The organism is Castellaniella sp., from assembly GCF_049651205.1.
In the GTDB taxonomy this organism is placed as follows: domain Bacteria; phylum Pseudomonadota; class Gammaproteobacteria; order Burkholderiales; family Burkholderiaceae_B; genus Castellaniella.
Window position 1 is genome coordinate 50,453 of sequence record NZ_JBASBR010000018.1, and the last position, 23,684, is coordinate 74,136.

Annotated in this window: 20 protein-coding genes; 11 read left to right on the top strand and 9 right to left on the bottom strand. The window is 59.7% G+C overall.

Translation table 11 applies throughout. From position 1 onward, the window contains the following. Nucleotides 1-2: 2 nt before the first annotated feature. The 3 genes from cysD to cysG are packed head-to-tail and all read right to left on the bottom strand — an operon-like array spanning nucleotide 3 to nucleotide 3,191. Nucleotides 3-917, bottom strand: coding sequence for a sulfate adenylyltransferase subunit CysD (gene cysD, locus WA928_RS11695; RefSeq protein WP_424303715.1), 915 nt, complete (start codon nucleotides 915-917; stop codon nucleotides 3-5). A 4-nt stretch (nucleotides 918-921) separates the two neighbouring features. After that, nucleotides 922-1,716, bottom strand: a complete 795-nt coding sequence (locus tag WA928_RS11700) for a phosphoadenylyl-sulfate reductase (RefSeq protein WP_424304034.1) — start codon at nucleotides 1,714-1,716, stop codon at nucleotides 922-924. Between the two features lie 35 nt (nucleotides 1,717-1,751). Continuing rightward, the gene (cysG, locus tag WA928_RS11705; RefSeq protein ID WP_424303718.1) at nucleotides 1,752-3,191 is read right to left on the bottom strand and encodes a siroheme synthase CysG; all 1,440 of its coding nucleotides are present in this window, start codon (nucleotides 3,189-3,191) and stop codon (nucleotides 1,752-1,754) included. 374 nt (nucleotides 3,192-3,565) lie between these two features. Here cysG and WA928_RS11710 point away from each other — a divergent pair, with 374 nt between their 5' ends. The 8 genes from WA928_RS11710 (at nucleotide 3,566) to WA928_RS11745 (ending at nucleotide 14,016) form a co-directional block, all read left to right on the top strand. After that, nucleotides 3,566-5,419, top strand: coding sequence for an assimilatory sulfite reductase (NADPH) flavoprotein subunit (locus tag WA928_RS11710; protein ID WP_424303721.1), 1,854 nt, complete (start codon nucleotides 3,566-3,568; stop codon nucleotides 5,417-5,419). 68 nt (nucleotides 5,420-5,487) lie between these two features. Then, nucleotides 5,488-7,203, top strand: a complete 1,716-nt coding sequence (gene cysI / locus WA928_RS11715; protein ID WP_417276283.1) for an assimilatory sulfite reductase (NADPH) hemoprotein subunit — start codon at nucleotides 5,488-5,490, stop codon at nucleotides 7,201-7,203. Nucleotides 7,204-7,209: 6 nt separating this feature from the next. Next, entirely contained in the window at nucleotides 7,210-8,001 is a 792-nt protein-coding gene (locus tag WA928_RS11720; RefSeq protein ID WP_417276284.1) for a sulfite exporter TauE/SafE family protein, read from the top strand. A 113-nt stretch (nucleotides 8,002-8,114) separates the two neighbouring features. Further along, nucleotides 8,115-9,377, top strand: a complete 1,263-nt coding sequence (locus WA928_RS11725; RefSeq protein WP_424303726.1) for an FAD-dependent oxidoreductase — start codon at nucleotides 8,115-8,117, stop codon at nucleotides 9,375-9,377. A 97-nt stretch (nucleotides 9,378-9,474) separates the two neighbouring features. Then, nucleotides 9,475-10,503 (top strand): ABC transporter substrate-binding protein, encoded by a 1,029-nt coding sequence (locus WA928_RS11730; protein ID WP_417276286.1) that lies wholly within the window; start codon nucleotides 9,475-9,477, stop codon nucleotides 10,501-10,503. 15 nt (nucleotides 10,504-10,518) lie between these two features. After that, the gene (locus tag WA928_RS11735; protein WP_424303730.1) at nucleotides 10,519-11,637 is read left to right on the top strand and encodes an ABC transporter ATP-binding protein; all 1,119 of its coding nucleotides are present in this window, start codon (nucleotides 10,519-10,521) and stop codon (nucleotides 11,635-11,637) included. A gap of 11 nt (nucleotides 11,638-11,648) precedes the next feature. Next, nucleotides 11,649-13,331 (top strand): ABC transporter permease, encoded by a 1,683-nt coding sequence (locus WA928_RS11740; RefSeq protein WP_417276288.1) that lies wholly within the window; start codon nucleotides 11,649-11,651, stop codon nucleotides 13,329-13,331. 49 nt (nucleotides 13,332-13,380) lie between these two features. Then, nucleotides 13,381-14,016: a 2OG-Fe(II) oxygenase gene (locus WA928_RS11745; protein WP_417276289.1), complete on the top strand. Its 636-nt coding sequence runs from the start codon at nucleotides 13,381-13,383 to the stop codon at nucleotides 14,014-14,016. Here the strand turns inward: WA928_RS11745 and WA928_RS11750 are convergent. After that, the gene (locus WA928_RS11750; protein WP_417276290.1) at nucleotides 13,999-15,177 is read right to left on the bottom strand and encodes an MFS transporter; all 1,179 of its coding nucleotides are present in this window, start codon (nucleotides 15,175-15,177) and stop codon (nucleotides 13,999-14,001) included. The genes WA928_RS11745 and WA928_RS11750 overlap by 18 nt on opposite strands. Before the next feature lie 70 nt (nucleotides 15,178-15,247). Continuing rightward, on the bottom strand, nucleotides 15,248-16,519 hold the full coding sequence (locus WA928_RS11755; protein ID WP_424303735.1) for an O-acetylhomoserine aminocarboxypropyltransferase/cysteine synthase family protein: 1,272 nt from the start codon (nucleotides 16,517-16,519) through the stop codon (nucleotides 15,248-15,250). A gap of 186 nt (nucleotides 16,520-16,705) precedes the next feature. On the opposite strand from WA928_RS11755, the gene WA928_RS11760 reads away from it, so the two are divergent. After that, nucleotides 16,706-17,614 (top strand): ZIP family metal transporter, encoded by a 909-nt coding sequence (locus WA928_RS11760; protein WP_417276292.1) that lies wholly within the window; start codon nucleotides 16,706-16,708, stop codon nucleotides 17,612-17,614. 18 nt (nucleotides 17,615-17,632) lie between these two features. Here the strand turns inward: WA928_RS11760 and ypfH are convergent, their stop codons facing one another. Both ypfH and WA928_RS11770 read right to left on the bottom strand, forming a co-directional pair. Next, complete coding sequence (ypfH, locus tag WA928_RS11765; RefSeq protein WP_424303738.1) at nucleotides 17,633-18,382, bottom strand: esterase; 750 nt, start codon at nucleotides 18,380-18,382, stop codon at nucleotides 17,633-17,635. A 12-nt stretch (nucleotides 18,383-18,394) separates the two neighbouring features. Further along, entirely contained in the window at nucleotides 18,395-19,261 is an 867-nt protein-coding gene (locus WA928_RS11770; RefSeq protein WP_424303741.1) for a DMT family transporter, read from the bottom strand. A gap of 68 nt (nucleotides 19,262-19,329) precedes the next feature. Here WA928_RS11770 and queG point away from each other — a divergent pair, with 68 nt between their 5' ends. Both queG and WA928_RS11780 read left to right on the top strand, forming a co-directional pair. Continuing rightward, the gene (gene queG, locus WA928_RS11775) at nucleotides 19,330-20,415 is read left to right on the top strand and encodes a tRNA epoxyqueuosine(34) reductase QueG (RefSeq protein WP_424303744.1); all 1,086 of its coding nucleotides are present in this window, start codon (nucleotides 19,330-19,332) and stop codon (nucleotides 20,413-20,415) included. Between the two features lie 160 nt (nucleotides 20,416-20,575). Next, complete coding sequence (locus tag WA928_RS11780) at nucleotides 20,576-22,342, top strand: putative bifunctional diguanylate cyclase/phosphodiesterase (RefSeq protein ID WP_424303747.1); 1,767 nt, start codon at nucleotides 20,576-20,578, stop codon at nucleotides 22,340-22,342. Between the two features lie 163 nt (nucleotides 22,343-22,505). Here WA928_RS11780 and WA928_RS11785 read toward each other — a convergent pair whose 3' ends face one another. Then, nucleotides 22,506-23,219 (bottom strand): RES family NAD+ phosphorylase, encoded by a 714-nt coding sequence (locus WA928_RS11785; RefSeq protein ID WP_424303750.1) that lies wholly within the window; start codon nucleotides 23,217-23,219, stop codon nucleotides 22,506-22,508. Further along, a complete protein-coding gene (locus WA928_RS11790; protein WP_424303753.1) occupies nucleotides 23,179-23,559 on the bottom strand; it encodes an antitoxin Xre/MbcA/ParS toxin-binding domain-containing protein in 381 nt (126 codons plus the stop codon). Before WA928_RS11790 ends, WA928_RS11785 begins: the two co-directional genes overlap by 41 nt. Nucleotides 23,560-23,684 lie beyond the last annotated feature (125 nt).

Here is a 23,684-nt window from a genome sequence, read left to right on the forward strand (position 1 = left end):
ATTCAGAAATATCCTCGTTTCTTGCGTCGTTCCATGGAGGCCTCAGAGACCTGATCGTCCATGCGGGTTGCGCCGCGTTCGGTGATGGTGGTGACCGCTGTTTCGGCGATGATGTCGGCGGGGGTTGCCGCGGTGGATGCCACAGGGCAGGTGCAGGAGATATCGCCCACTGTGCGAAAGCGCACCTTGAGTGACTCCACCTTTTCGCCGTCGCGTGCCGGCGTCAGTGGTGTGACTGGTGCAAGCAGACCGTTGCGCCGCACGACATCACGTACGTGGCTGTAATACAGCGGCGCCAGCGCCAGCTCCTCGCGCTCGATGTACTGCCAGACGTCCAGCTCGGTCCAGTTCGAAATCGGAAACACGCGGATGTTTTCGCCCGGATGAACATGGGTGTTGTATAGGTTCCAGAGTTCTGGGCGCTGGTTCTTGGGATCCCACTGCCCGAACTCGTCGCGAAACGAGAAAATGCGCTCTTTGGCCCGCGCTTTTTCTTCGTCGCGTCGTGCGCCGCCAATGCAGGCATCAAAGCGAAATTCGGCAATGGCCTCTAGCAGCGTGGTTGCCTGTGCCGCATTGCGTGAGGCGTCCTCGTGATGCAGTACAACCGTGCCGCGTGCGATGGAGTCCTCCACTTGACGCACAACCAGCGTCTCGCCCAGGTCTGCCACGTATTGATCGCGAAACGTAATGACTTCAGGGAAATTGTGGCCGGTATCCACATGCAGCAGTGGAAAGGGAAATTTCCCGGGTCGAAAGGCTTTTTCCGCCAGTCGCAACAGGACGCAAGAGTCTTTGCCGCCCGAAAAAAGCAGGACAGGGCGTTCGCACTCGGCCGCGACTTCACGCAAGATGTGGATGGCTTCGGATTCGAGCCAGTCCAGATGGGTCTGTTGCAGTGTAAGAGTGGTGGTCATGGATTTACTCAGACAAATGGGTGGAAAATCGGGGGACAACGGTGGGGGTGTGATCGGCGCCCTCTGGTGCAACGTGCAGGCCACATTCGCGGCTTTGGCGTTGCTCCCACCACCAGCGCCCTGCGCGTGGATCTTCGCCGGGGCGTACGGCGCGCGTACAGCATTCACACCCGATCGACGGATAACCGCGATCATGCAGCGGGTTGTAGGGCACGCCCAGGGCGCGGACCACCGCCCAGACTTCTTCTGTCGTCCATGACGCCAAGGGGTTGAATTTCTGCAGGCCGTTGGCTTCATCCCATTGAGACTCGGGCAAATCGACACGGGTGATGGATTGTTCGCGCCGCTGGCCGGTGATCCAGGCTGAATGGCCGGCGATGGCGCGGCGCAGCGGCTCAACCTTGCGAATCGCACAGCATTCCTTGCGCAGCGCCGCGCTTTCGTAGAAGGCGTATTCACCGTGCTGATCAACGTAGGTCTGGACGGCTGCAGGCTGGGGATGCATGACTTGCACTTGCAGGCCGTAACGTGCCTGCAAGGTATCGACCATGGCCAGGGTTTCTGCGTGCAGCTTTCCGGTATCCAGCATGAAGACACCCAGCCGGTGGGGCAATTGCATCAATCCGTGGATAAGCAGCGTATCTTCCACGCCCATGGATGAAGCCAGCAGTGCATCCGGATGGGTGTCTGCAATCTGCTGCAAGTGCAGCAGCAAATCGTCCCAGCGGGCGGCGACAGGGCCCTCCAGCTTGCCGGCCGCGGGTTCTGTTTGATGATTTTCAGTCGTGTTGGTGCCCATCTGCGGGGGCCGCGGGCGGATATCTTCGGGCGGGTTCATGCGGCCATCACCTCCAGCTCCGGGCAGATCTCGGCCTCAACCCTGTGTTCGGATGCAATCGTTTCACCAAACCAGCTCAGCTGGCGTCCCAATGCGGCCACGGCGCCCACAATAAGCAGTGCGGGTGAGGTGATCGCCTGTTGCTGCGCCGCTGTGGCTATATCATCCAGATTGCCGTGCAGGACACGCTGATTGGTGCGCGACCCGTTCTCAATCAGTGCGCAGGGCGTGGTGTGTTTCAGCCCCTGCGCGATCAAATCCCTGGATAAGGTGGGCAGCTCTTTTACCCCCATGTAATACACCCGGGTCGACCGGCCCGCGGCAGCGCATTCATTGCGCTGCGCTCCTTGCTTATGATGGGCGGCTTCCAGCACGAGTGTGCTTGCATGATCCCGGTGGGTCAGCGGGATGCCTGCATACGCCGCACAAGCCAAGGCTGCCGTGATGCCCGGCACCACCTCGTAGGCGATGCCATGTGCACGCAAATGTTCCAGCTCCTCGCCGCCACGTCCGTAGATCAGTGGGTCGCCTCCCTTCAGCCGCACAACGCAGCGCCCCTGCCGCGCGTGCTGCACGAGCAGGGCATGGATGCGTTGCTGGGTGTTTTCGTGATCACCGCCGGGTGCCTTGCCGACCAGGATGCGCTGTGCATCCCGGCGCGCAAGGGCCAGCACATCCATGCTGACCAGCCGGTCGTACAGGATGACGTCGGCTTCGTTCAGGGCGCGCAGCCCGCGTAGCGTCAATAAGCCTGCATCTCCGGGGCCGGCACCCACCAGTAATACCCGCCCGGGGCGAACGGCCGGCTGGTCTTGCAGCGCCTCGTTCAGCAGACGTTCTGCACGTTCTGGCCGGTTTCTGCGCAGTGCGGCCATCACCGGGCCATCCAGCAGCTCTTCGTAGAAGCGGCGGCGGGCGCCGAGATCCGGGTAGGCGGCGCGAATCGCGCGCCGGTGGCGTTGTGCCAGTGTGGCCAGAGGGCCGATGGCGGGCTCTGTCAGAGCTTCCAGGCGTTCGCGCAGGCGCCGGGCGATGATGGGTGCTGCGCCGCCCGAGGAAATGGCTACCGTTACGGGAGAGCGATCTACGATGGCGGGCACCTGGGCGCTTGAGAGCGCCGCATCGTCAACCACATTGCACCAGATCCGGCGTGCTGCTGCTGCGGCCGCCACAGCCTGATTTACATCAGGGTCGGGTGTGGCCGCGACCACGATCCAGACGGCGTCGAGCCATGCCGGATCGAAGGCCTTGGCGTGCCAGGTGATCTGCCCAGCCTGGGCGCGTGCGCGCACCGCAGCACATGCCTCGGGTGCAAGCACTGTAATTCGGGCGCCGGCCTGCGAAAGTAGTTCGATCTTGCGCTCGGCCACGAGGCCGGCTCCGATGACCAGCACCGCCTTGTCATGTAAATCCAGAAACAGGGGAAAAAGATTCATCGTTATTTGACTCAATATGGTTTTGTTCAGCTGGAAAGTCACTCGATATCATTTGGATCGTTAATATCCAGAAACAAAATATAAATGTTTTGTGATTATCAATGCGTTGCCATGAATCGGGGTAATCAGGTCAAACAATTCTACGGATAGCCTTATGGGCACAAAACAATTGTTTCGTTATTCCATTATGCAGAATATATAAATTACCAAGATCAAGGGTAATGGATGGCACGCTTATATAGCGATAAGGAAAGCAGAAGGTTATTACTTATTTTTTTATTACGAATCATTCTTTTATCGCATCCATATTATCTGTCTATCATTTTGGTTCGCCGCATTCACCACGGTTTTTATTATCCAAAATGGAGTTTCAAATGACACCAGCGAGCGAATTCGCACAAACCATGTTGCCGATTCCGCCAGACAAGGTGCAGGCAGTCGCCCAACTGATTCAGGATCTGGATCATCAGGCGCTTCAGTGGCTGTCTGGTTATCTGGCCGGCACCGCCGCGCAACTGCGGCCCGCTACTGGTGCCTTGACGCTTGCTCCGGCATTGGACAAATCGGCAGCCGCCTCGCCCGAACTTGGGCAAGCTGTCACCATTCTCTATGGCAGCCAAACGGGTAACGCCAAGCGGATTGCCGAGAAACTGGCGGCTGACGTGGAAGCAGGGGGCTTGAATGTGCGTCTGGTGCGCGCCGATACCTACCGCACCAGTGAACTCAAGAAAGAGCAGTTCCTGTACGTTGTGATCAGCACGCACAGCGTGGGTGACACGGTTGAGCCGCCCGATGATTCACGTGGCTTTTTCGAGTTTTTGGCCGGACGCCGGGCACCGAAGCTGCCCGATCTGCATTACGCAGTGCTCGCCTTGGGCGACTCAAGCTATGCTGATTTCTGCGGCATCGGGCGCCAGATCGATGAGCGGCTGGCTGAACTCGGCGCGCATCGCCTGTTCGATCGGGCGGATGCGGATGTCGATATCAAACCGGTTGCCGACCCCTGGGTACAGCGCGCACTGCAGCAAGCCCGGGAGCGCCTGCAGGCATCATCGGCGGCTACTGCCGCACGAGGCAATGCGCCGGTAACCTTTTTGCGGCCCGTGCCAACGGGCTGGAGCCGTGAACGTCCGTTTTCTGCCGAGGTGCTATCCAGCCAGACGATTGTGGCCAGCGACAGCGCCAAGGATGTGCGCCACCTTGAACTCTCATTGGAGGGCAGCGGCCTGCGCTATCAGCCGGGCGATGCGCTGGGCATCTGGCCAACCCAGGCCTCTGAGCTGGTGGACAACATCCTGGCGCAACTGGGCTTGTCTGCGGAGGCGGAAGTGGTGCAGGGCGATGAGCGCCTGACCTTGTCAGATTGGCTCAGCCATCGTCGCGAGCTGACTATCCTTACGCGGCCCTTTATCGCCGCGCACGCTGAACTCAGTGGTGATGCCGGGCTGCTTGCACTGTTGCAACCGGATGCGAAGGGGCAGCTGGCGCAGCTGCTCAAGAACTGGCAGTTGATCGACCTGCTGCAGGCATACCCGGCGCAGTGGGATGCACAGGCGCTGGTGGCTGCGCTTCGGCCACTGGCACCGCGTCTGTATTCCATCGCCAGCAGCCAGGATCAGGTGGACGACGAAGTGCACATCACGGTGGCGCATGTTGACTTCGAACACGATGGGCAGGCGCGATGGGGCGTGGGCAGCCACCATCTGTGCGCCTTGAAAGAAGGCGATCAGGTGTCTGTGTTCATCGAGCCCAATGAGCGCTTTCGCCTGCCGCAGGATCCGGCGCAGGACATCATCATGATTGGACCGGGCACAGGGGTGGCGCCATTTCGCGCGTTCCTGCAGCAGCGTCGGACGGCAGCGGCCTCAGGCCGCAACTGGCTGTTTTTTGGCAATACCCATCGGCACAGCGATTTTCTCTACCAGGTTGAATGGCTGCAGGCTCGCAAGGAAGGCGTCCTGACACGGCTTGATGTCGCCTTTTCACGCGATCAGGCTGAAAAGGTCTATGTGCAGCACCGGCTGCACGAGCAGGGTGCCGAGGTCTGGGCGTGGCTGCAGGGTGGTGCCCACCTGTACGTCTGTGGTGATGCAGATCACATGGCCCCCGATGTTCACGCCGCCCTGATTGAGCTTGCCGTCGAACACGGCCATCAATCGCGCGAAGCCGCCACGGCATGGCTGCAAGGCCTTCTGACCGAAGGGCGTTATGTGCGCGACGTGTACTGAGCGCCTGGATGACACCCTGACCCGTGGTGCTGATTGATGCTCCACACCTCTTACGAAACAGGATTTTCATGACACAAGCAACCGAATCGGCCGCACTCTCTGCGCTGGAACACATCAAGGCCGACAGCCGGTTCCTGCGCGGCACCATTGCCCGCGGGCTGGCCGATCCCACCACGGGCTCCATCAGCGAACCGGATACCAAGCTGCTCAAATTTCACGGCAGCTACCAACAGGACAATCGCGATGTGCGCGACGAACGCCGGCGCCAGAAGCTGGAGCCCGATTACGGCTTCATGGTGCGCGTGCGCCTGCCAGGCGGCGTGCTGACGCCCCAGCAGTGGCTTGCCCTGGATGATCTGGCCAGCCGCTATACCAAGGGTGGCCTGCGTATCACCACGCGTCAAACCTTTCAGTTTCACGAGATCCGCAAGGAGAATCTGCGGGACATGATCGGTGGCATCAACGCAGCAGGCCTGTCTACGCTGGCTGCCTGTGGCGATGATGTGCGTAACGTTATCTGCTCGGTCAATCCGCAGCTGTCCTCCAGCCATGCCGAGATCTACGACTGGGCGCAGAAGATCATGGAGCACGTCAAGCCGCACACCACGGCCTACCAGGAACTGTGGATCGACCGCCGCCAGGAGACCAGCGACGGGGCAGGCGACGAGGAACCTTTGCTTGGGCCTGCCTATCTGCCACGCAAGTTTAAGTTTGGCATCGCCATCCCGCCCTACAACGATATCGACGTCTTTGCCCAGGATTTTGGCCTGATCGCTATCCTGGATGAAAATGACCAGCTGGTGGGCTTCAATCTGGCGCCGGGGGGCAGCATGGGCGCCACGGCGGGCGACCCCAAAACCTATCCGTCGCTTGCCGACCTGATCGGTTTTGTCACGCCGGATCACCTGCTGGAAACTTGCTGGCATGCAGTGGCCGTGCAGCGAGATTTTGGCGATCGAAGCGAGCGCAAGCATGCGCGCCTGAAATACACCATCGATGACCGCGGCCTGCAGTGGTTTCACGATGAGCTGCAGTCGCGCCTGAGCTTCAAGATCGAGCCGCCACGCCCCTATCATTTCGAGCACAACGGAGATCGCTATGGCTGGATCGAGGGTAACGATGGCCGCTGGCACCTGACGTTGCAAATCCCCAGTGGTCGCATTTTCGACGTGGCAGATCATGCGCGCCAGACAGGGATGCGGGAAATCGCCCGCATTCACCAGGGCGAGATCCGCATGACTTGCGATCAGAACCTGATCCTTGCCAACGTAGCTCCCGAGTCGCGTGCTGCCATCGATGCGCTGGTCAGCCAATACGGGCTGGATGACTATCGGCGTGCCAGAAGTGCACTGCGCCTGCATGCCCTGGCTTGCGTGGGTCTGCCAACCTGCGGGCTGGCCATGGCCGAGTCCGAGCGCTATCTGCCGGAGATCCTGGATAAGCTCGAGGTGTTGCTCGATCGGCATGGGCTTCTTGACGAACCCATCCACTTCCGTCTGTCGGGCTGCCCAAACGGCTGCTCGCGCCCCTATATGGGCGAGATCGGCCTGGTTGGGCGGGCGATTGGCAGGTATGACTTGCGTATCGGCGCTGACCACGTGGGCGAGCGCCTGAACACACTCTGCCGCGAGAATGTCGACGAAGCCGAGATTCTGAGTGTTCTGGATGACGTCTTTGGACGCTTTGCCCAGGAACGTAACAAAGACGAGCACTTTGGGGACTACGTGGTGCGTGCCGGCATCGTGATCGCCCAGAAGCGCCGACCCACCATCCGCTATCGCTGAACCCAAGTGGTCTCCGCTTTCATCCTTTTGGGCGCGGTCGTGGGCTTCGCCGTGGGAGCAACCGGCGTGGGTGGCGGCTCGCTCATGACGCCGGGCCTTATCTGGTTGTTTGGCGTCCCGCCCACTGTCGCCGTTGGCACCGACTTGCTGTACGCCACGCTCAGCAAGGGCTTTGCTGCCGCCTTGCTGGCGTTGCGCCGGGAGATCCTGTGGCCGTTGGTGGGGTTACTGTCGCTAGGCAGCCTGCCTGCCACGGCACTGACCGTCAGCCTTGCCCACACGCTGCTGGGGCCTCAACAACTGGCCTGGCTTGTCCAGGTGGTGCTTTCAGTGGCCATCATTCTGACGGCACTCTTCACGCTGATGCGGGGACGTCTGTTTCCACATCCGCGCAGTGATGTGCAGCAGGGGGATCATGCTTCCATCGGGCGTCAGCGCACACTGACTGTCCTGACGGGCGTGCTGATCGGCGTTCTGGTGGGGCTGACCTCTGTGGGGGCGGGTGTGGTCGGTATGGCGCTGTTGTTGCTGCTTTATCCACAGTACAGCGGCTTGCGCCTGATGAGCAGTGATCTCGTGCACGCCGTGCTGGTGACCGCCGTGGCGGGTGCCGGCCATGCATTAAACGGCAGCGTGGACTACGCCCTTCTGGGTGCGCTGCTGGCAGGGGCCATTCCTGGTACCTGGCTGGGTGTGAATATTGCCGTGCGCCTGAACGAACGCACCCTGAAGCAGATCATCACGACTGTCTTGCTGCTGGTGGGGATTGTTTCACTTGCGCGCACGGTGGCGGCCTGAAGGATATATAGGTATCACCCAATTGTGTTTTCCTGCCGCAGTTTCTGTCCATAGAATACTGATTTACGCCGTGGATAGTGACGGCAGCTCTTATTTTCATCAACGAGGCCAACGTGGAAACCACTTCTCATGAGAAACATACCGTCGTCATTATCGGTGCGGGTACGGGCGGTATTGCCGTTGCCGCAGGCCTGAAACGTCATCGGCCAAACCTGGATATTGCGATTATCGATCCGGCACCCCATCACGATTATCAGCCCGCCTGGACGCTGGTGGGGGGCGGCTCATATCAAGCCGAACGCACCCGTCGTCCATTGGCACGTTGCGTGCCTCGTGGCGTGCAGCTCATCAAGGGTGCCGCAAGCGTCTTCGATCCGGATGCACAACGGGTTGGCCTGGCAGGCGGCCGCTCGGTGGCCTACGACATCCTGATTGTTGCGGCAGGGATCCAGCTGAACTGGGGTGAAATCAAGGGCCTGGAATCAGCGCTGGGAAAAGACGGCGTCACCAGCAACTATCGTTATGATCTGGCGCCCTATACTTGGGAACTGGTGCGCAACTTTAGTGGCGGGACGGCTATCTTCACGCAACCGGCCGGCCCGGTGAAATGCCCTGGTGCCCCCCAAAAAGCCTTGTATTTGGCAGCCGATCGTTTCCGCCAGCAAGGTGTTCGCGCGGAAAGCCTGCAGTTTCGCAGTGGCGGCCCGTCCATTTTTGGTGTCGCGCATTATGCAGCGCCGCTTGCCCGGATTCTGGATGCTTACGATGCGCAGGCCCATTACGGCAGCCGGCTGGTCGAAGTGCGGGGGGAAGAGCACATTGCCGTATTTGAATCCACGCAAAACGATCAAACGGTGCGTGAAGAGGTGGCCTACGACATTCTGCATGTGGTGCCGCCCCAAGGCGCACCAGACTTTATCCGCAAAAGCCCATTGGCCAACGACGCCGGCTGGCTGGATGTCGACAAGAGCACACTGCGTCACAATCAGTATCCCAACGTGTTTGGGTTGGGCGATTGCACCTCGACGCCCAATAGCAAAACTGCTGCGGCCATCAAGAGCCAGGCACCGGTATTGATTCGCAACGTGACCCGCGCACTGGATGGCCAGGAGCCCTCCGAATCCTACGATGGCTACGCCGCTTGCCCACTTACCACCTCGGTTGGCAAGGTGCTGTTGGCCGAATTCACATACGGTGGTGTCGTGACACCCAGCCTGCCATTGGATCCCCGGGTGCCGCGCCGTTTTTACTGGTGGCTCAAGCGCAGCTTCTTGCCGTGGTTCTACTGGAACCTGCTGCTAAAGGGCAGAAATCTGCCTGCGCTGCACAAGAAGCGTGAATTCCCTGCAAGCGTTGCGTCTCCGGTACAACCTTAAGGATGCATGCGGGTGTTGCGCTGGTTTAGGATCACGCTGGAAAAAATGGCCGTTTTAGGCCACACTCTAGTGTCCTGAAAACAAGCGGAGACACCTCATGCATGCACTGGATCGACGTGAATTCCTGAAACTGGCAGGTGTCGCGGGCCTAACCGGCCTGGGAGGCGCTTTGCCGCAGATGGCATGGGCGCAAGTGTCGGCGCAGGCCAAGGCCGAAGGCAAGGTGGTGTTTTACGCCAATATCACCGCGGTTGAGAGCGTCATGAAAGCCTTTGATGCCGCCACCGGCCTGCAGGGGCAGTACACCCGTATCTCCAGCTCCAAGTTTATTCCTACCATTGTTACCGAGCACAACGCGGGCAAGCTGTTGGCCGATGTGGTGCAGGCCCCGCGCCCCATGCTTAATCTCCTCGAGGAAAACAATATCCTCGCGGCGTACCAGTCGCCGTCCACCAAAGGCTATCCCGACTGGGCCATCGAAGATCCCCGCCAGACGCTCTTTGGCATCGAGTACGTTTCCTACCTGTTCAATACCCAGCACCTCAAGCCTGCGGATGCCCCGCAGCGCTACGAAGACCTTGCCGACCCCAAATGGAAAGGCCAGATCGTGATGGCCAACCCGGCCAATCACTCGTCCACTATCTCCTGGCTGGTGGGTCTTAAAGAACAAGTGTTCAAATCCGAATCCGACTGGATGGCCTTTGTGAAAGGGTTGGCTGCCAATCAACCTATGTTTGTGGCGTCTTTTGGGCCCACCCCGGCACCCATCGAAAGCGGCGAGAAACGCATCGCCATCTCCATGCCAAAGTACATCGTCACCAAGGCGCCAGCGCCTTTGGCCTGGGGCCCACGTGGCGGCCAGCCGCTGCTGGGTACGCCTCGCGCCATTGCCATTACCAGCAAGGCACCCCGGCCCGAAGCTGCCCGTGCCTTTATGGATTTTTGGCTGTCCAAAGAAGCCATGTCGCTGCTGGCCAAGCAGGTGGGCGAGTACGTTCTGGCACCGGGCGTATATCCCGATATCGAAGGGATTGATCAGGTCAAAGTCTTGCCGGTGCGTGATCTTTCCGACGATGAAATCGAAAAATGGGGCCGTCAATTTGGCCAGATCTTTCAGGCACGTTAAGAGGCGCGTTCAGTTATGGAGATCCAACTCTCAGGGCTGGTGAAGTCCTATCAGTCCGAGGGTCGGACAGTGCGCGCACTGGACGGCATCGACCTGCATATCCCGGCCAATCAGATCTTTACCCTGCTGGGCCCCAGCGGCTGCGGTAAAACCACGCTCTTGCGCTGTATTGTGGGTCTCGAAACCCCCGACGAGGGCGAGATCCGCATCGGTGATCAGATTGTCTGGTCGCACAGCAAACGCATTTCGGTGCCGCCCGAGAAACGCGGTCTGGGAATGGTGTTTCAAACCTACGCCATCTGGCCGCATATGTCGGTGTTCGATAACGTGGCGTATCCCTTGCAGGTACGTGGCGCGGATCGCGCCACCACTCGCAATAAGGTGCGTCAGGCCCTGCAGTTTGTGCAGCTCGAGAACCTCGAAAACCGCCCGGCCACCCGTTTGTCGGGTGGCCAGCAGCAGCGTGTGGCCCTGGCGCGCGCCCTGGTGGCCGAGCCCAAGGTCATTCTCTTCGACGAGCCCCTCAGCAATCTGGATGCCAAGCTCCGGGAAGAAACCCGCAAAATTCTGCGGCGCTTCCTGATCGAGCTCGGTATCACGGCGGTGTATGTCACCCACGATCGTGTCGAGGCCTTGGCATTGTCGGATTCGATTGCGGTGCTCAATGGCGGCCGCATCATCGAGCGCGGCGCTCCGCAAAAAATCTATTTCAATGCCGATCACCGCTTTGTGGCGGATTTCATCGGCCGGGCCAACCTGATTGCGGCCACAGTGCTGCAGCAGGATCCAGGCTTTACAACAGTGCAGTGCGCGTTGGGCACCCTACGCTGCCAGAAACGCGACTTCGCGGTAGGGGCCGAGGTCACTCTGTGCATCCGGCCAGAGTTTCTCCTGCTCTCTCAGCAGGCTGACGCCCAGGCAACCAACAGCCCGGCCGTGGCGCAAGACCATACCGACAACATCATCGAAGGCCGGATCGAATCGCTTGATTTCGTGGGTGAAGTCTATGAAGCCGAGGTTCGGGTCGCCGACCAGTTGCTGCTCGCCCGGGTTGACCCCACTGTGCAGGTCTCACAGGGTGACACAGTACGGTTTTTGCTGGCGCCCGAGCATGGCCTGCTGGTGATGGATTAAAGGGGGCGTGGATGAATCCGAAGCGCCCGGGCCTCACCTGGTCCCTGATCCTCATCGTCGGGTTTCTCACGCTCTGCCCGGTACTGATGCTGCTTCTGGGCAGCTTCTCGCAGGGCCTGACTGCATTTGGCCAGTTCACCACGGCCAAGTATGTGGCCGCGTATACCGATCCCCACCTGCTTCAGGTCTTTAGTAACACGGTCATTTTTGTGTTGGGCTCCACCGTCCTGGCCACATTGCTGGCCTTGGTGCTGGCCTATCTCAACACGCGCACCAATATTCCCTTCAAGCCCTTGTTCACGGTGCTGTCGATTGTCCCCATGATGATCCCGCACCTGCTGTTCTCAGTCAGTTGGGCGCTGTTGCTGAACCCCTCCAATGGTCTGCTCAATCTGTCCCTCCAGGAGCTCTTCGGGCTGGAGTCTGCGCCCTTCAATATTTATTCTCTCGAGGGGATGATTCTGGTTGAGGGCTTGTTGAACATGCCCATTGCCTACCTCATCATTGCACCGGCCATGGCGTCTTTCGACGGCGCCCTCGAAGAAGCCTCGCGGGTGGGCGGCGCCGGGATATGGCGCACCTTGTGGCGTGTCACTCTGCCGGTGCTGCGGCCGGCCATTTTGGCGGCGTTTGTGCTGGGGGTGGTGCGCAGCCTTGCCTCGTATGCGGTTCCGCGTGTCCTGGGCATGCCTGGTCGTGTCGACGTCCTGGCCACCTATCTCTACGAGATGATATCCACCGGCTTCGCACCCGATTACGGGCAGGCGGCGGCCTTGGGGATGAGTGTGTTATCGGTATCCATTGCCCTGATTGTGCTGTACCGGGCCCTGACCGCTTCGGGCGACAAATTCGTCACCATTTCGGGACGGGGATACCGTCCTGCCGTGATCGAGCTTAAAAAAGCCCGTTTGCCTCTGTTTTTGGCCATCAGTGTGCTTAGCCTGCTGATGGTGGTGCTGCCAGTAGGGGTGCTGCTGTATACCTCGTTGGTGCCGTATTCGATGGTGCCCAGTGCCCAGGCGTTTGCCTCGATGAGCCTGAATCACTGGTTCGAGGTGCTGCAGGATCCCATCTCGCTGCTGGCTTTGCGCAACAGTCTGTTTTTGGCGGTGGTGGGAGCCACGCTGGGGGTCGTGTTGTCGCTCTTTATCGCCTATGTAGTGGTCAAGATCCGTACGCGGGCCGCCGGGTTGCTCGAAACCCTCAGTTTTTTGTCGTTCTCGTTTCCGGGTATTGTCATCGGTATCGGCTTTATGTGGTTTTTTGTGCAAACGCCCTTGTACGCCACGTTAACCGCGCTATTGCTGGCCTATATCGCCACTTATCTGCCCTATGGCGTGCGCCCGCTGGCCAGCGCCTTTGTGCAGGTGCATGCCCACCTCGAGGAGTCCTCACAGGTATGTGGGGCAGGGCCTTTCACCACATTTCGTCGCATCATTGTGCCCTTGCTTATCCCGGGGATTGTCTCTGCGTGGATCCTTATGGCCACTATGTTTGTGCGCGAGCTCACGGTCTCTGTGGTGCTTTCGCGCCCGGGTAGCGAGGTGCTGGCGGTGCAGATCCTCAATTTTGCTGATGATGGCCTCTGGGGCAAGTTGTCTGCCCTGGGCATTGTGATGATCCTCATTTCCACTGGGCTGGTACTGCTGGCCGCGTGGGCTGGGCAGCGCTTCAGGGGGCTGCGGACGGTCTAGTCGTAAAGCAATGGTTTTCTTTTGTTTGCATTGATTCTTGAGTTTTCCCATGCATGATTATGATGACATCATCCGCCTGCTGAACCAGCAGGGCTGGGCGGTGGTTGATAACGCCATTGCCACGGATTGGCAAGAGACGCTACTGTCTTCAGGACAGCAGTTATGGCAGGCGGGCGAGTTCTCGGGCGGCGAAATCGGCCGCAGCCAGCACGACGCGCGCCAGCCGCGGATTCGGGGCGATGCCATCTGCTGGGTACCCCCGGGGTCGGTGCTGGCGGGGCATCCGTTTTTTGCCTGGATGGCCCAGTTTCGCACAGTGCTGAATCAGCAATTTGAGATGGGCCTGCGCAGCCAGGAGTTTCACTTTGCGCGTTATGACAGTGGTGCGGGCTATCAAAAGCATATCGACCAGCATCGCGGTAGTGATCACCGCAAGGTGTCTATCGTGCTGTATCTGAATCCTGGCTGGGATGCCGCCAACGGCGGCGAGCTGTGCCTGTACAACCCCTACGACCCAGACACCGAGATTGCCCGGTTTGCCCCCTTGGCTGGCCGGCTGGCGGTGTTTGTCAGTGGTGTGATGCCGCACCAGGTATTGCCCGCCTTGGCCACTCGCTGGAGCCTCACCGGCTGGCTGCGCACGGACGAGATCCGCGACAGCCACGCATCAGGTTTGCGGCGCTAGCTGACGGCGGTCGTGCAGCCAGAGCCAGACCAGGGCCAGAGCCACCAGCAGCAGGCAGGGCAGGGCGCCGATGTTCAGCCAGGCCCAGCCACTGGTGGTGGCCACGGCACCCGAGGTAAACGAGGTCACGGCCATGGTGATGAATACCCAGAAGTTGAGGGCTCCCTGGGCGCGGTCTTTTTCTTCGGGGCGATAGCCGCGGATGGCCAGCGTGGTGCTGCCGGTAAATAGGAAGTTCCAGCCCACGCCCAGCAAAATCAGGGCGACCATGAAGTGCGCCATGGTGGTGCCCGAGAGCGCCACGGCCACGCAGGCAACCATGACCAGAACGCCGGCGCCCATGACTTCAAGCACCCCAAAGCGGCGGATCAAGTGTCCGGTGAAAAACCCTGGGGCGTACATGCCGATGACGTGCCACTCGAGCACCATGGCAATATGCCCAAACTGAAACTGGTGGACATCCATCACAAGCGGCGTGGCGGCCATCAGGAGGTTCATGACCCCGTAGCTGATGGCTGCAGCCAGGGTAGCCACAAAAAATACGGGTTGGCGCATGATCTGGCCCATGGGGCGGCCTTTGGCCATCTGCCGCGTGTGGGCGGGTTCGGGTGGAAACTTGATCAGGGCCATCACGCCCATCGACAGCAGTGCCACCACGGACAGGGCCAGGTAGGCCCCCACAAAGGGTACGGACAGCGCCGCGCGTGTCCAGTTGGCCAGATTGGGCCCGACGATGCCGCCCAGCAGGCCACCGGCCAGTACCAGCGAGACGGCCTTTTCGTGCCAGGCCGGGTGGGTGAGCTCGGTGGCGGCAAAGCGGTACAGCTGGCCGTTGGCGTTGTAATAACCGGCCACCACAGTGGCCAGGATCAACAACCAGAATGAGTCGTTTTGCGCAGCCACTGCTGCCAGCAGGGCAGAGCCCAACGCCACCACCAGACCAATCTGAAATGAGCCCCGACGGCCAAACCGGCTTTGCGTGCGGGCAACCAGGGGGGCGGCCATGGCCCCACCCACCACGTACGCCATGATGGGCAAGGTTGCCATCCAGGGGAAGGGCGCAAGCGCCAGCCCCACCAAGCCGTTGATGGCAATGAAAGTGACGTTATTGATTAAAAACAGCCCCTGACAGAAAGCGAGGAGCAGCAGGTTGCGGTTCATGCGGGCGTGTCCCAGGGCATGGATGGCTGCCCGTTGATGTGCGGGCAGCCATAAACCTGCAGTTTACCGGTTATGCGGCATCCAGTGCCTGGTTGACATCGGCGATCAGGTCGTCAATGTGTTCGATGCCCACGCACAGACGAACGAGGTCGGTGCTGACGCCGGCTGTTTTGAGCTCTTCTTCGTTCAGTTGGCGGTGTGTGGTGGTGGCAGGGTGGCATGCCAGGGTCTTGGCGTCGCCGATATTTACCAGACGCTTGATCAGCTGCAGCTTGTCCATGAACCGGGTGCAGGCCTCGATCCCGCCCTTGACGCCAAAACTGAACAACGACGATGGAATCCCGCCATCGATGTACTTTTGCGCCAGCGCGTAATCGGGGTTGTCTTTGAGGCCGGCAAAATTGACCCAGCCCACCTTGGGATGCTGCTTGAGATGTTGGGCTAGCGCCAGGGCGTTTGAGCAGTGGCGCTCCATGCGCAAGCCCAGGGTTTCGATACCCTGCAAAATCAGGAACGCATTAAATGGCGAAATCGCCCCGCCGGTGTTGCGCAAGGCCACGGTACGTGCCCGGCCGGCAAACGGTACGGCGGCGAAATCATCGGCATACACCACGCCGTGGTAGGCGGGCTCTGGCTGGTTGAATTGCGCAAACCGTGGGTTGTTTTTCCAGGGAAACGTGCCGGCGTCGATCAGGATGCCGCCGATGCTGGTGCCATGGCCGCCCAGGTATTTGGTGAGCGCATGGATGACAATGTCGGCGCCGTGTTCGATAGGGCGGCACAGGGCGGGGGTAGGTACGGTGTTGTCTACCGCCAGTGGGATGCCTTTGGCGTGCGCGATCTTGGCCAGGGCTGCGATATCAACCACATTGCCTGCCGGATTGCCCACTGATTCGCAGTACACCAGGCGGGTGCGGTCGTCGATTGCCTTGGCAAAGGCGTCGGGGTCGCGACCATCCACCAGGCGGGCCTCGATGCCAAGGTCTTTAAGCGTGTGGCGCAAGAAGGTGTAGGTGCCGCCATATACCTGGCTGGTGGCAATGATGTTGTCGCCGGCCTTGGCCACAGTAAGCACGCAGGCCGTAATGGCCGCCATACCCGAGGCAAATGCCAGGCCTGCAGCGCCGCCTTCCAGTTGGGCGACCCGGTTTTCGAGGACGTCGGTGGTGGGGTTCTGGATGCGCGTATAAATATTGCCGGGTACCTTGAGATCAAACAGATCGGCACCATGCTGCGTGTCGTCAAAGTAATAGCTGGTGGTTTGGTAAATAGGCACAGCCACCGAATGGGTTTCGGGGTCGCCCGCAAAGCCGCCGTGCACGGCGATGGTGTCGCGTTTCATGCTGTCTCCAAAGTCTGGGGGGTCTGGTGCATTGTGTCATAGCTTCCCCGGCCTGTGCTATGCACGGATTGGTATGACACTATAAGAACAGGGTATTAAACTGCACGTTTGATGTTTTCCGAGACAAGACATGAGTGCCGATATCGCCCCGCTGTGGTTGCTGGCAATCCAGGCAGGCAATTGCTGATGGGCGCTTGGTTACTATCCTGGCGCCAGCAGATTGCATTGCACAAGGGGCCTGCAATAGGCCTGTTGGTGGCGTTGCTGGCCATTGCGTGGCTGCTGCTGGATAGCGGGATCCAATCCTTTGCGGGCCACAATCGGGATTACCTGATGTATGCCCTGGCGGGGGGCACGGCAGGCTTTGGGGCCACTGCGCTGGGTGCCTTGTTGGCGCTGGCGCTGCATCGGGTGGGCGATCGTGCCCAGGACGGCATGCTGGGCTTTGCTGCCGGGATGATGCTGGCGGCGGCTTCTTTTTCGCTGATTTTGCCCGGCCTGGCGGCAGCCCAGGATTTGTTGGCCAGCGCCAGTGGCGCTGCTGCCATTGTGGTGTTGGGCCTGGGCTTGGGTGTGCTGTTAATGCTGGGGCTGGATTACTTCACTCCGCATCGTCACGAAACCACTGGTACTCATGGCCCTGCCACCGATCGCATCAGCGGCGTCTGGCTGTTTGTGCTGGCCATTATTTTGCACAATCTGCCCGAAGGCATGGCCATTGGCGTAGGTTTTGCACAGGGCGATCTCTCGGTGGGTTTGCCTTTAACCTCCGCCATTGCGATTCAGGATATCCCGGAGGGGCTGGCAGTGGCACTGGCCTTGCGTGCCATCGGCTTGCGTCCAGGGCTTGCGGTGGCCGTAGCCGTGGCTTCGGGCCTGATGGAGCCCCTGGGTGCGCTGGTGGGTGTTGGCATCGCCAGCGGTTTGCCCATTGCATACCCCATCAGCCTGGGGATCGCCGCGGGCGCCATGATTTTTGTGGTGTCGCACGAAGTCATCCCTGAGACACACCGCAACGGCCATGAGACCGTTGCAACCGTGGGTTTGATGGCCGGATTTGCCGTAATGCTGTTTCTGGACACCGCCCTGGGCTAGCCGCTTGGGCGCTTGTCCTTAATGCAAGGTCTTGGGGGGCGGCTCGCCCACATCCTCGGGGGCGTTGGCGCTGTATTCATCAATGCGCAAATCAGGTGCGCCCTGGGCGTCTTCCCAGCTGCGCAGCGGGATGCAGGTTTGCAGGCGTACCACTGCCTGGTGGATCAGGGCGGCGTGCAGCTCGTGGCCTACATTAGAAGCAATATCCAGGGTGACGTCGCCCTCGAGCTCGGCCAAACGTGCATGCACTTGATGGGCCTGGCTGGCCGGAGCAATAGTATCGGCGCCGCCATGCAACAGATGCAGCGTCACTGTATGCGGGATGCCCTCTGGCAAGGAAGCAAACCGGGTTGAAAACAACAATGCCCGTCCGGCCAGGCGGGGCACGGTAGAGACAGCCTCCAGTGCCACGGCGGCCCCTTCCGAAAAGCCCACCACCGCAGTTTGCTCGCCGTTGACGCCGTGCTGTTGCTGCCAGTGCGTGATCTCTTGGGCCAGGGCCGCGCCCGCCTGGGCAATCAGCTCGACGTATTGATGCGCGGTTGGTGTGCTGCTGACAATCCAGCGGCGCTTTTCGGCTGCCCCAAATGGCCCGTAAGGCTGGATGATGGCCGATGAGGGAAACGCCTGACGCAAGGCCGCGACCAGTTGCAAAACCTGGGCCGGGTTGGCAGACTCGCCATGCAGCACCACAAACAACTGGGCGGGAGGGGCGTCTGTTGGAATAATGGACAGCGGGTCTGGCCGCTGAGTGTCGGAATCTGACATGGAAGGCCTCCGTCAAGGGCGTCGCAACAGAACCGCGCTGATGGCAATCACCACACAGACAATGGCCAAGCCATCTTGCCAGCTGGGCCATTCGCCGATCAGCATGCTGCCCAGGATGCCGACAATCGGCACGGCCGTGATGCTCATGGCACTGGTAGAGGCCGGCAAAGCGCGGGCCATGGCAAACCAGATCACTTGAGCAGCGCCGTAATTAAGCAATATCGACCACAGCAACACACCGGCGGTGGTAGAGCTGAAATGCCACTGTGGTGCAGGTTCTATTGTCCATGCTAACAGCAGCAGGGCAATCGATGACAAGCCCAGCATCCAGATCACCAGGGTTTCAGGGGCCAGGGTCAGGCGGGCTCTTTGCATCCACACGGTACCCAATGCCCAGCAAAACGCGGCACCCTGCATCCAGACGATCCCCACCGGGCTGCCCGCCAGGGCATGAACCTCGTGCCAGAGCAAAAGCGCAATGGCAATCAAGACGGCTGTGACTGCCAACGCCAGCCGGGCGGTAAAGCGCTCGCCGTAAAACAGCACGGCCAGCAGCACGGTAAAAACCGGCATCGTAAAGCCCAGGATCGCTGCACGCCCCGCAGGCAGATGGTCCACACCGATGATTGACAGGCCATGCCAGCCCAGCACATTGGGCAGCCCCAGCACGATGACGCTGCGCCACTGAGCAGCGCCCCGAGGCAAGAGCGGCAGGCCTTGGCGCCAGTAGTACAGCAGTAGCACCACTGCGCCGCCACCCATGGTAATGGCGCGAAACCATAGGGGGCTCCATTCGCGCAGCCCCAGCTTCATCACTGGCCAGTTAAGGCCCCACATCAGGGTAAGCAGCACAAGACCGATCAGTTGACGCGCGTTCACGGGAGTGACCAGAAAAAGAGGGTGGGTCGAAATCTTAGCATTGGCAGGGCGGCCACTATAATCCGGTGATGGATGACCGTCGTCAATGGATGCAGCAAATACAGGCCTGGGCACAAGAGCTGGGTTTTTCCCGGATTGGTGTCTCAGGGGTGGATCTGTCTTCAGCCGAGCCACGCTTGCTGCAGTGGTTGGCCCAAGGCTACCACGGCAACCTGCACTACATGGAAAAACACGGCCTTATGCGTGCGCGCCCCGCCGAGCTCGTGCCCGGCACAGTCAGCGTCATCACGGCGCGCATGCCCTATCTGCCGCGCAGCACCTCTCCCGATTGGCAAGCCCTCGAACGCGCCCGGCTGGACCAGCCCACTGAGGGCGTGGTGTCGCTGTACGCCCGTGGGCGGGATTATCACAAGGTGGTGCGCGGACGGCTGCGCAAACTGTGTGATCGTATCGAAGCCCTGGTGGGCCCATTTGGCTATCGCGTGTTTTCGGATTCGGCGCCTGTCCTTGAAAAGGAACTGGCCAGTCGCAGTGGCCAGGGCTGGCGGGGCAAGCATTCGATGGTGCTGTCGCGCGAGGGCGGATCGATGTTCTTCCTGGGCGAAATCTTTGTGGATTTTGCACTTCAACCCACCGAGCCGGTTACCGACCATTGCGGCACCTGCACGGCCTGCATCGATGTCTGTCCCACCGGGGCGATCATCGCCCCAGGGGTTGTGGATGCGCGCCGCTGCATTTCGTATCTCACCATCGAAAACCACGGCCCTATCCCCGAAGACCTGCGCCCGCTGATGGGCAATCACATCTTTGGCTGCGACGACTGCCAGACCATTTGCCCCTGGAACAAATACGCGCAAACCACCGAGGTGCCCGATTTTGATGAGCGCTCGCCATTGGTGGGCCAGCAACTGGTGGATTTGTTTGCCTGGGACGAAGAGACGTTTCTGAAGCGTACCGAAGGTGGGCCTATCCGGCGCATCAACCACGAGCGATGGCTGCGTAATGTGGCAGTGGCGTTGGGCAACGCTCTGCGAGAGGCTGGCCCTGAGCAGGCCCCGAAAATCCGGGCGGCGCTGCGAGGCCGTACGGATCACGAAAGTGCCATGGTGCGCGAACACGTGGCCTGGGCCTTGGCGCAAACCCCAAAGGGGTAAAGCAGGCAGCGGGTTGGTGTGGCTTTATGTGTGGTGGTGCCTGCCGACGCGTCGGGACAAACTGTCGGGTGGTGGTATTAGGTAAAGGCATGCTCTGTTTTGGGAGCAGCGATGGCAGCAGGTATCCGTGGCGAGTGTTTTCTTCTTGGATCGGAATCTTATGTTTGATTTTTCTTTCAGCGCCGGCAAACGCTTGAGAGAGGCGCAGGCAGAAATAAAACAGGCGCAAGATCGGTTGCGCCTGGCTGAGACAATATTCGAGCAAACCCAACCCGTGCTGGTTACCGATGCCCGGGCACACATCCAGCAGGCCAACAGGGCGTTTTGCGATTTGATGGGCTATGGCATCGAGGAGATGCTGGGGCAAACGCCGCGCATGTTCAGGTCCGACCATCACGATCAGGCGTTTTACGATCAGATGGTGGCAACCATCAAGGCTAGTGGTCATTGGGAGGGTGAGGTTTGGGATCGGCGCAAAAGTGGCGAGGTATTTCCAAAATGGATGAACATCACCGCTGTTACCACCGATTCCGGAGAGGTGGTGCAGATGGTGGCCTGCTACACCGATCTAAGCACCCGGCATCAAGCCCAGCAGAAGATTCGCCAGCTGGCGTTTTATGATGTGCTTACGGGCCTGCCCAATCGTGCCTTGCTGTACGATCGTCTGCGTCAGGCCCAGGAGCAAGCGGGCCGCCAGCATCATTGGGGCGGTTTGATATTGCTGGATTGGGATGACTTCAAATCCATGAATGACACGCAGGGCCATCCGCAAGGAGATGCATTATTAAAGCAAATTGGCCAGCGTATCTCCGCGTGTGTGCCTGATGGTGCCATTGTGGCGCGCCTGGGTGGTGATGAATTTGCGGTTTTGATTTCTGTGCCGGAAGAGCAGCAGACTTTGGTGGCCTCGCGGCTGGAATCCCTGGCAGTGCGCATCCAGCAATCGCTGGATGCTCCTTACAGCATCGACGGTACCCAGTATCAAGGCACCGCCAGCCAGGGCATGGTGCTGTTTTCGGGTAGTGCGCCGGATACGGATGTGTTGTTTAAACAGGCCGAGCTGGCCATGTATCAGGCCAAGCGGGCTGGTCGTGGACAACAGCATTTTTTTGATGCGGCATTGGAGGCGCAAATTGCGGAGCGCGTGCAGCTTGAGCATGCCCTGCGTGCCGGTATTACGCGTGACGAACTGACTTTGCATTTTCAGCCACAAGTGGCCTTGCATTCACGGGGTTATCAGATTATTGGCGCTGAAGTGCTGGTGCGGTGGCAGCATCCCGAGCACGGCCTCTTGCCTCCGGGGTTGTTTATCCCGCTGGCTGAGGAAACCGGCCTAATTGAATCCTTGGGCCTTTGGGTGTTGCGAGGCGCTTGCCGGCAACTCAGCCAGTGGGGCGCACACTCGCCGTTTTCCGACCTCACGCTTGCGGTCAATGTCAGTGCCTCGCAGTTCCTGAAGCCCGGTTTTGCAGATCAGGTCATTGCCTTATTGCAGGAATATGGCGTTGCACCTGAGAGGCTCAAACTAGAGTTGACTGAAAGCCTGCTGGTAAAAGATACCGAAAACGTAGTGGCCGTGATGGATACCTTGCAATCGCAGGGCATCCAGTTTTCCTTGGACGACTTTGGCACGGGCTATTCGTCGCTGCAATACCTTAAGCGCCTGCCCTTGCAACAACTGAAAATTGATCAGAGTTTTGTGCGGGATATTGGCAGCGACACCAGTGATATCAACATCGCGCAGGCTATTGTTGCCTTGGCCAACGGCCTGGGCCTGCTGGTGATTGCCGAGGGGGTTGAAACTCAGGAGCAGCAGATGGCGCTGGAAGCCCTGGGGTGCAAGGTGTATCAGGGCTACCGGTTTAGCCGGCCGTTGCCGCTCGCTGATTTTGAAACTCGTTTTATGGCTGGCTTTACCTTGAATTAAGGGATCCACCCGGCAGTGATTGATGCACTTTCGCTGGTTGAATAACCTTGGGTGGAACCCACCATGAAACGACTCGAACTCCTGATTCCGCCGCCGCTGGTGATGCTGCTTGTCGGGCTGATCATGTGGCTGTTGGCGCGGATATTTCCTTCTGTGGGCTGCTTTACCAGTCAGTAGCAGAAAATTGCATCGACTTGGTTGCCCCCCGTAGGGTGACTTTGTCTGGTGACACTGCCAAGTACCATGTTTGTTGCTGGGGGTGCGGACGATGGGTTGCGAAGCCCTCGGGCGTCAGTAAGGCCAGACACCATGAAGGTTGTGGACATCGTACGGATCGGTACAGAATGCCACCAATCTGAGCCTGACGGGCCACACGGGCAAACTGCTGTGTAGGCCCGTAATCTGTGGGGTGCTGCCAGATGGCGGCGTCCTTATCGAATGGCGGGCGTTGCAGATCAACTGCCTGGGTGTCTATGTCTACCCGGAAAGCAGTATGTGCTACGGGGTCAAGGCGTTCGAGATCGGTCGCATCCTGCAGAAATTTCCAGCGCCAGTAGCCCAGTTCGGCCCCTGCAGTTTGCACAGATTGTGCACCGTAAAAAACACCCGGGTCAGTGGCAGCACGGAACCTGGAGCCTGACCTTTTTGGCGTATACCTAAAGGGAGTGGCCAGCAAGTAGTGCAGCCCTGCGGTTTCTTTGGGTTGTGCGGGTTTGCTTGATTCGAGCAGGGACTCGAGCAGATCTTGCTCGTCGCGATTGTCGACCAGTTTCATGGTGGCCGCGATGTGTTGCGATTCGACTATGCGCCAGGCCCAGCCGCGCCAGGCAAATGCCTCAGGCGAGACCGCGGGAGGCGTCCAGGTAGTGAACGACACGAACCAGCCCTTCTGTTTGGTGGATGAGATCGATTGGGCGACCATTAAGCCCGTCGTTATTGCTGTTAAGCCATTTGCGTGCGGTGTCTTCGTCGCCCACGATGGAATTGAGTGACCGGAATACGCGTACGAACAATAGGGCGAGCTCCCATTCCTTGCGGCGATCGTCCAGCTTGTATGTGCCGTTGTAGAGGCGTGTGATGGTGGGGGCGCTAACGCCGAGCACCTTGGCAAGCAGGCGGTGAGAGACCTCAAGCCGTGTCGCTGCACGAGCCACAGCCTTGGTAAGCACCGTGGCCGGATCCGGCTGGGCTGCGAGATTTTGGGTGGCGGTGATCATGAGTTCTCTCCATTTCTACAGAAATAATAGCATTGTTTTATTTCTTTAGAAATAGGCTATGATTGTCATGTGTAACGCATGTACCCGTACTGCGCACGGGTACATGCCTTTTGGCCTTATTTAAG

Excerpts from the sequence above, each read along its gene's own strand:
- WA928_RS11730 (WP_417276286.1), top strand. The coding sequence starts at position 9,475 with ATGCATGCACTGGATCGACGTGAATTCCTGAAACTGGCAGGTGTCGCG.
- cysI (WP_417276283.1), top strand. The coding sequence starts at position 5,488 with ATGACACAAGCAACCGAATCGGCCGCACTCTCTGCGCTGGAACACATC.
- WA928_RS11780 (WP_424303747.1), top strand. The coding sequence starts at position 20,576 with ATGTTTGATTTTTCTTTCAGCGCCGGCAAACGCTTGAGAGAGGCGCAG.
- queG (WP_424303744.1), top strand. The coding sequence starts at position 19,330 with ATGGATGACCGTCGTCAATGGATGCAGCAAATACAGGCCTGGGCACAA.
- WA928_RS11750 (WP_417276290.1), bottom strand. The coding sequence starts at position 15,177 with ATGAACCGCAACCTGCTGCTCCTCGCTTTCTGTCAGGGGCTGTTTTTA.
- WA928_RS11710 (WP_424303721.1), top strand. The coding sequence starts at position 3,566 with ATGACACCAGCGAGCGAATTCGCACAAACCATGTTGCCGATTCCGCCA.
- WA928_RS11760 (WP_417276292.1), top strand. The coding sequence starts at position 16,706 with ATGGGCGCTTGGTTACTATCCTGGCGCCAGCAGATTGCATTGCACAAG.
- WA928_RS11700 (WP_424304034.1), bottom strand. The coding sequence starts at position 1,716 with ATGGGCACCAACACGACTGAAAATCATCAAACAGAACCCGCGGCCGGC.
- ypfH (WP_424303738.1), bottom strand. The coding sequence starts at position 18,382 with ATGTCAGATTCCGACACTCAGCGGCCAGACCCGCTGTCCATTATTCCA.
- WA928_RS11735 (WP_424303730.1), top strand. The coding sequence starts at position 10,519 with ATGGAGATCCAACTCTCAGGGCTGGTGAAGTCCTATCAGTCCGAGGGT.
- cysG (WP_424303718.1), bottom strand. The coding sequence starts at position 3,191 with ATGAATCTTTTTCCCCTGTTTCTGGATTTACATGACAAGGCGGTGCTG.
- WA928_RS11790 (WP_424303753.1), bottom strand. The coding sequence starts at position 23,559 with ATGATCACCGCCACCCAAAATCTCGCAGCCCAGCCGGATCCGGCCACG.
- WA928_RS11740 (WP_417276288.1), top strand. The coding sequence starts at position 11,649 with ATGAATCCGAAGCGCCCGGGCCTCACCTGGTCCCTGATCCTCATCGTC.
- WA928_RS11745 (WP_417276289.1), top strand. The coding sequence starts at position 13,381 with ATGCATGATTATGATGACATCATCCGCCTGCTGAACCAGCAGGGCTGG.
- cysD (WP_424303715.1), bottom strand. The coding sequence starts at position 917 with ATGACCACCACTCTTACACTGCAACAGACCCATCTGGACTGGCTCGAA.
- WA928_RS11755 (WP_424303735.1), bottom strand. The coding sequence starts at position 16,519 with ATGAAACGCGACACCATCGCCGTGCACGGCGGCTTTGCGGGCGACCCC.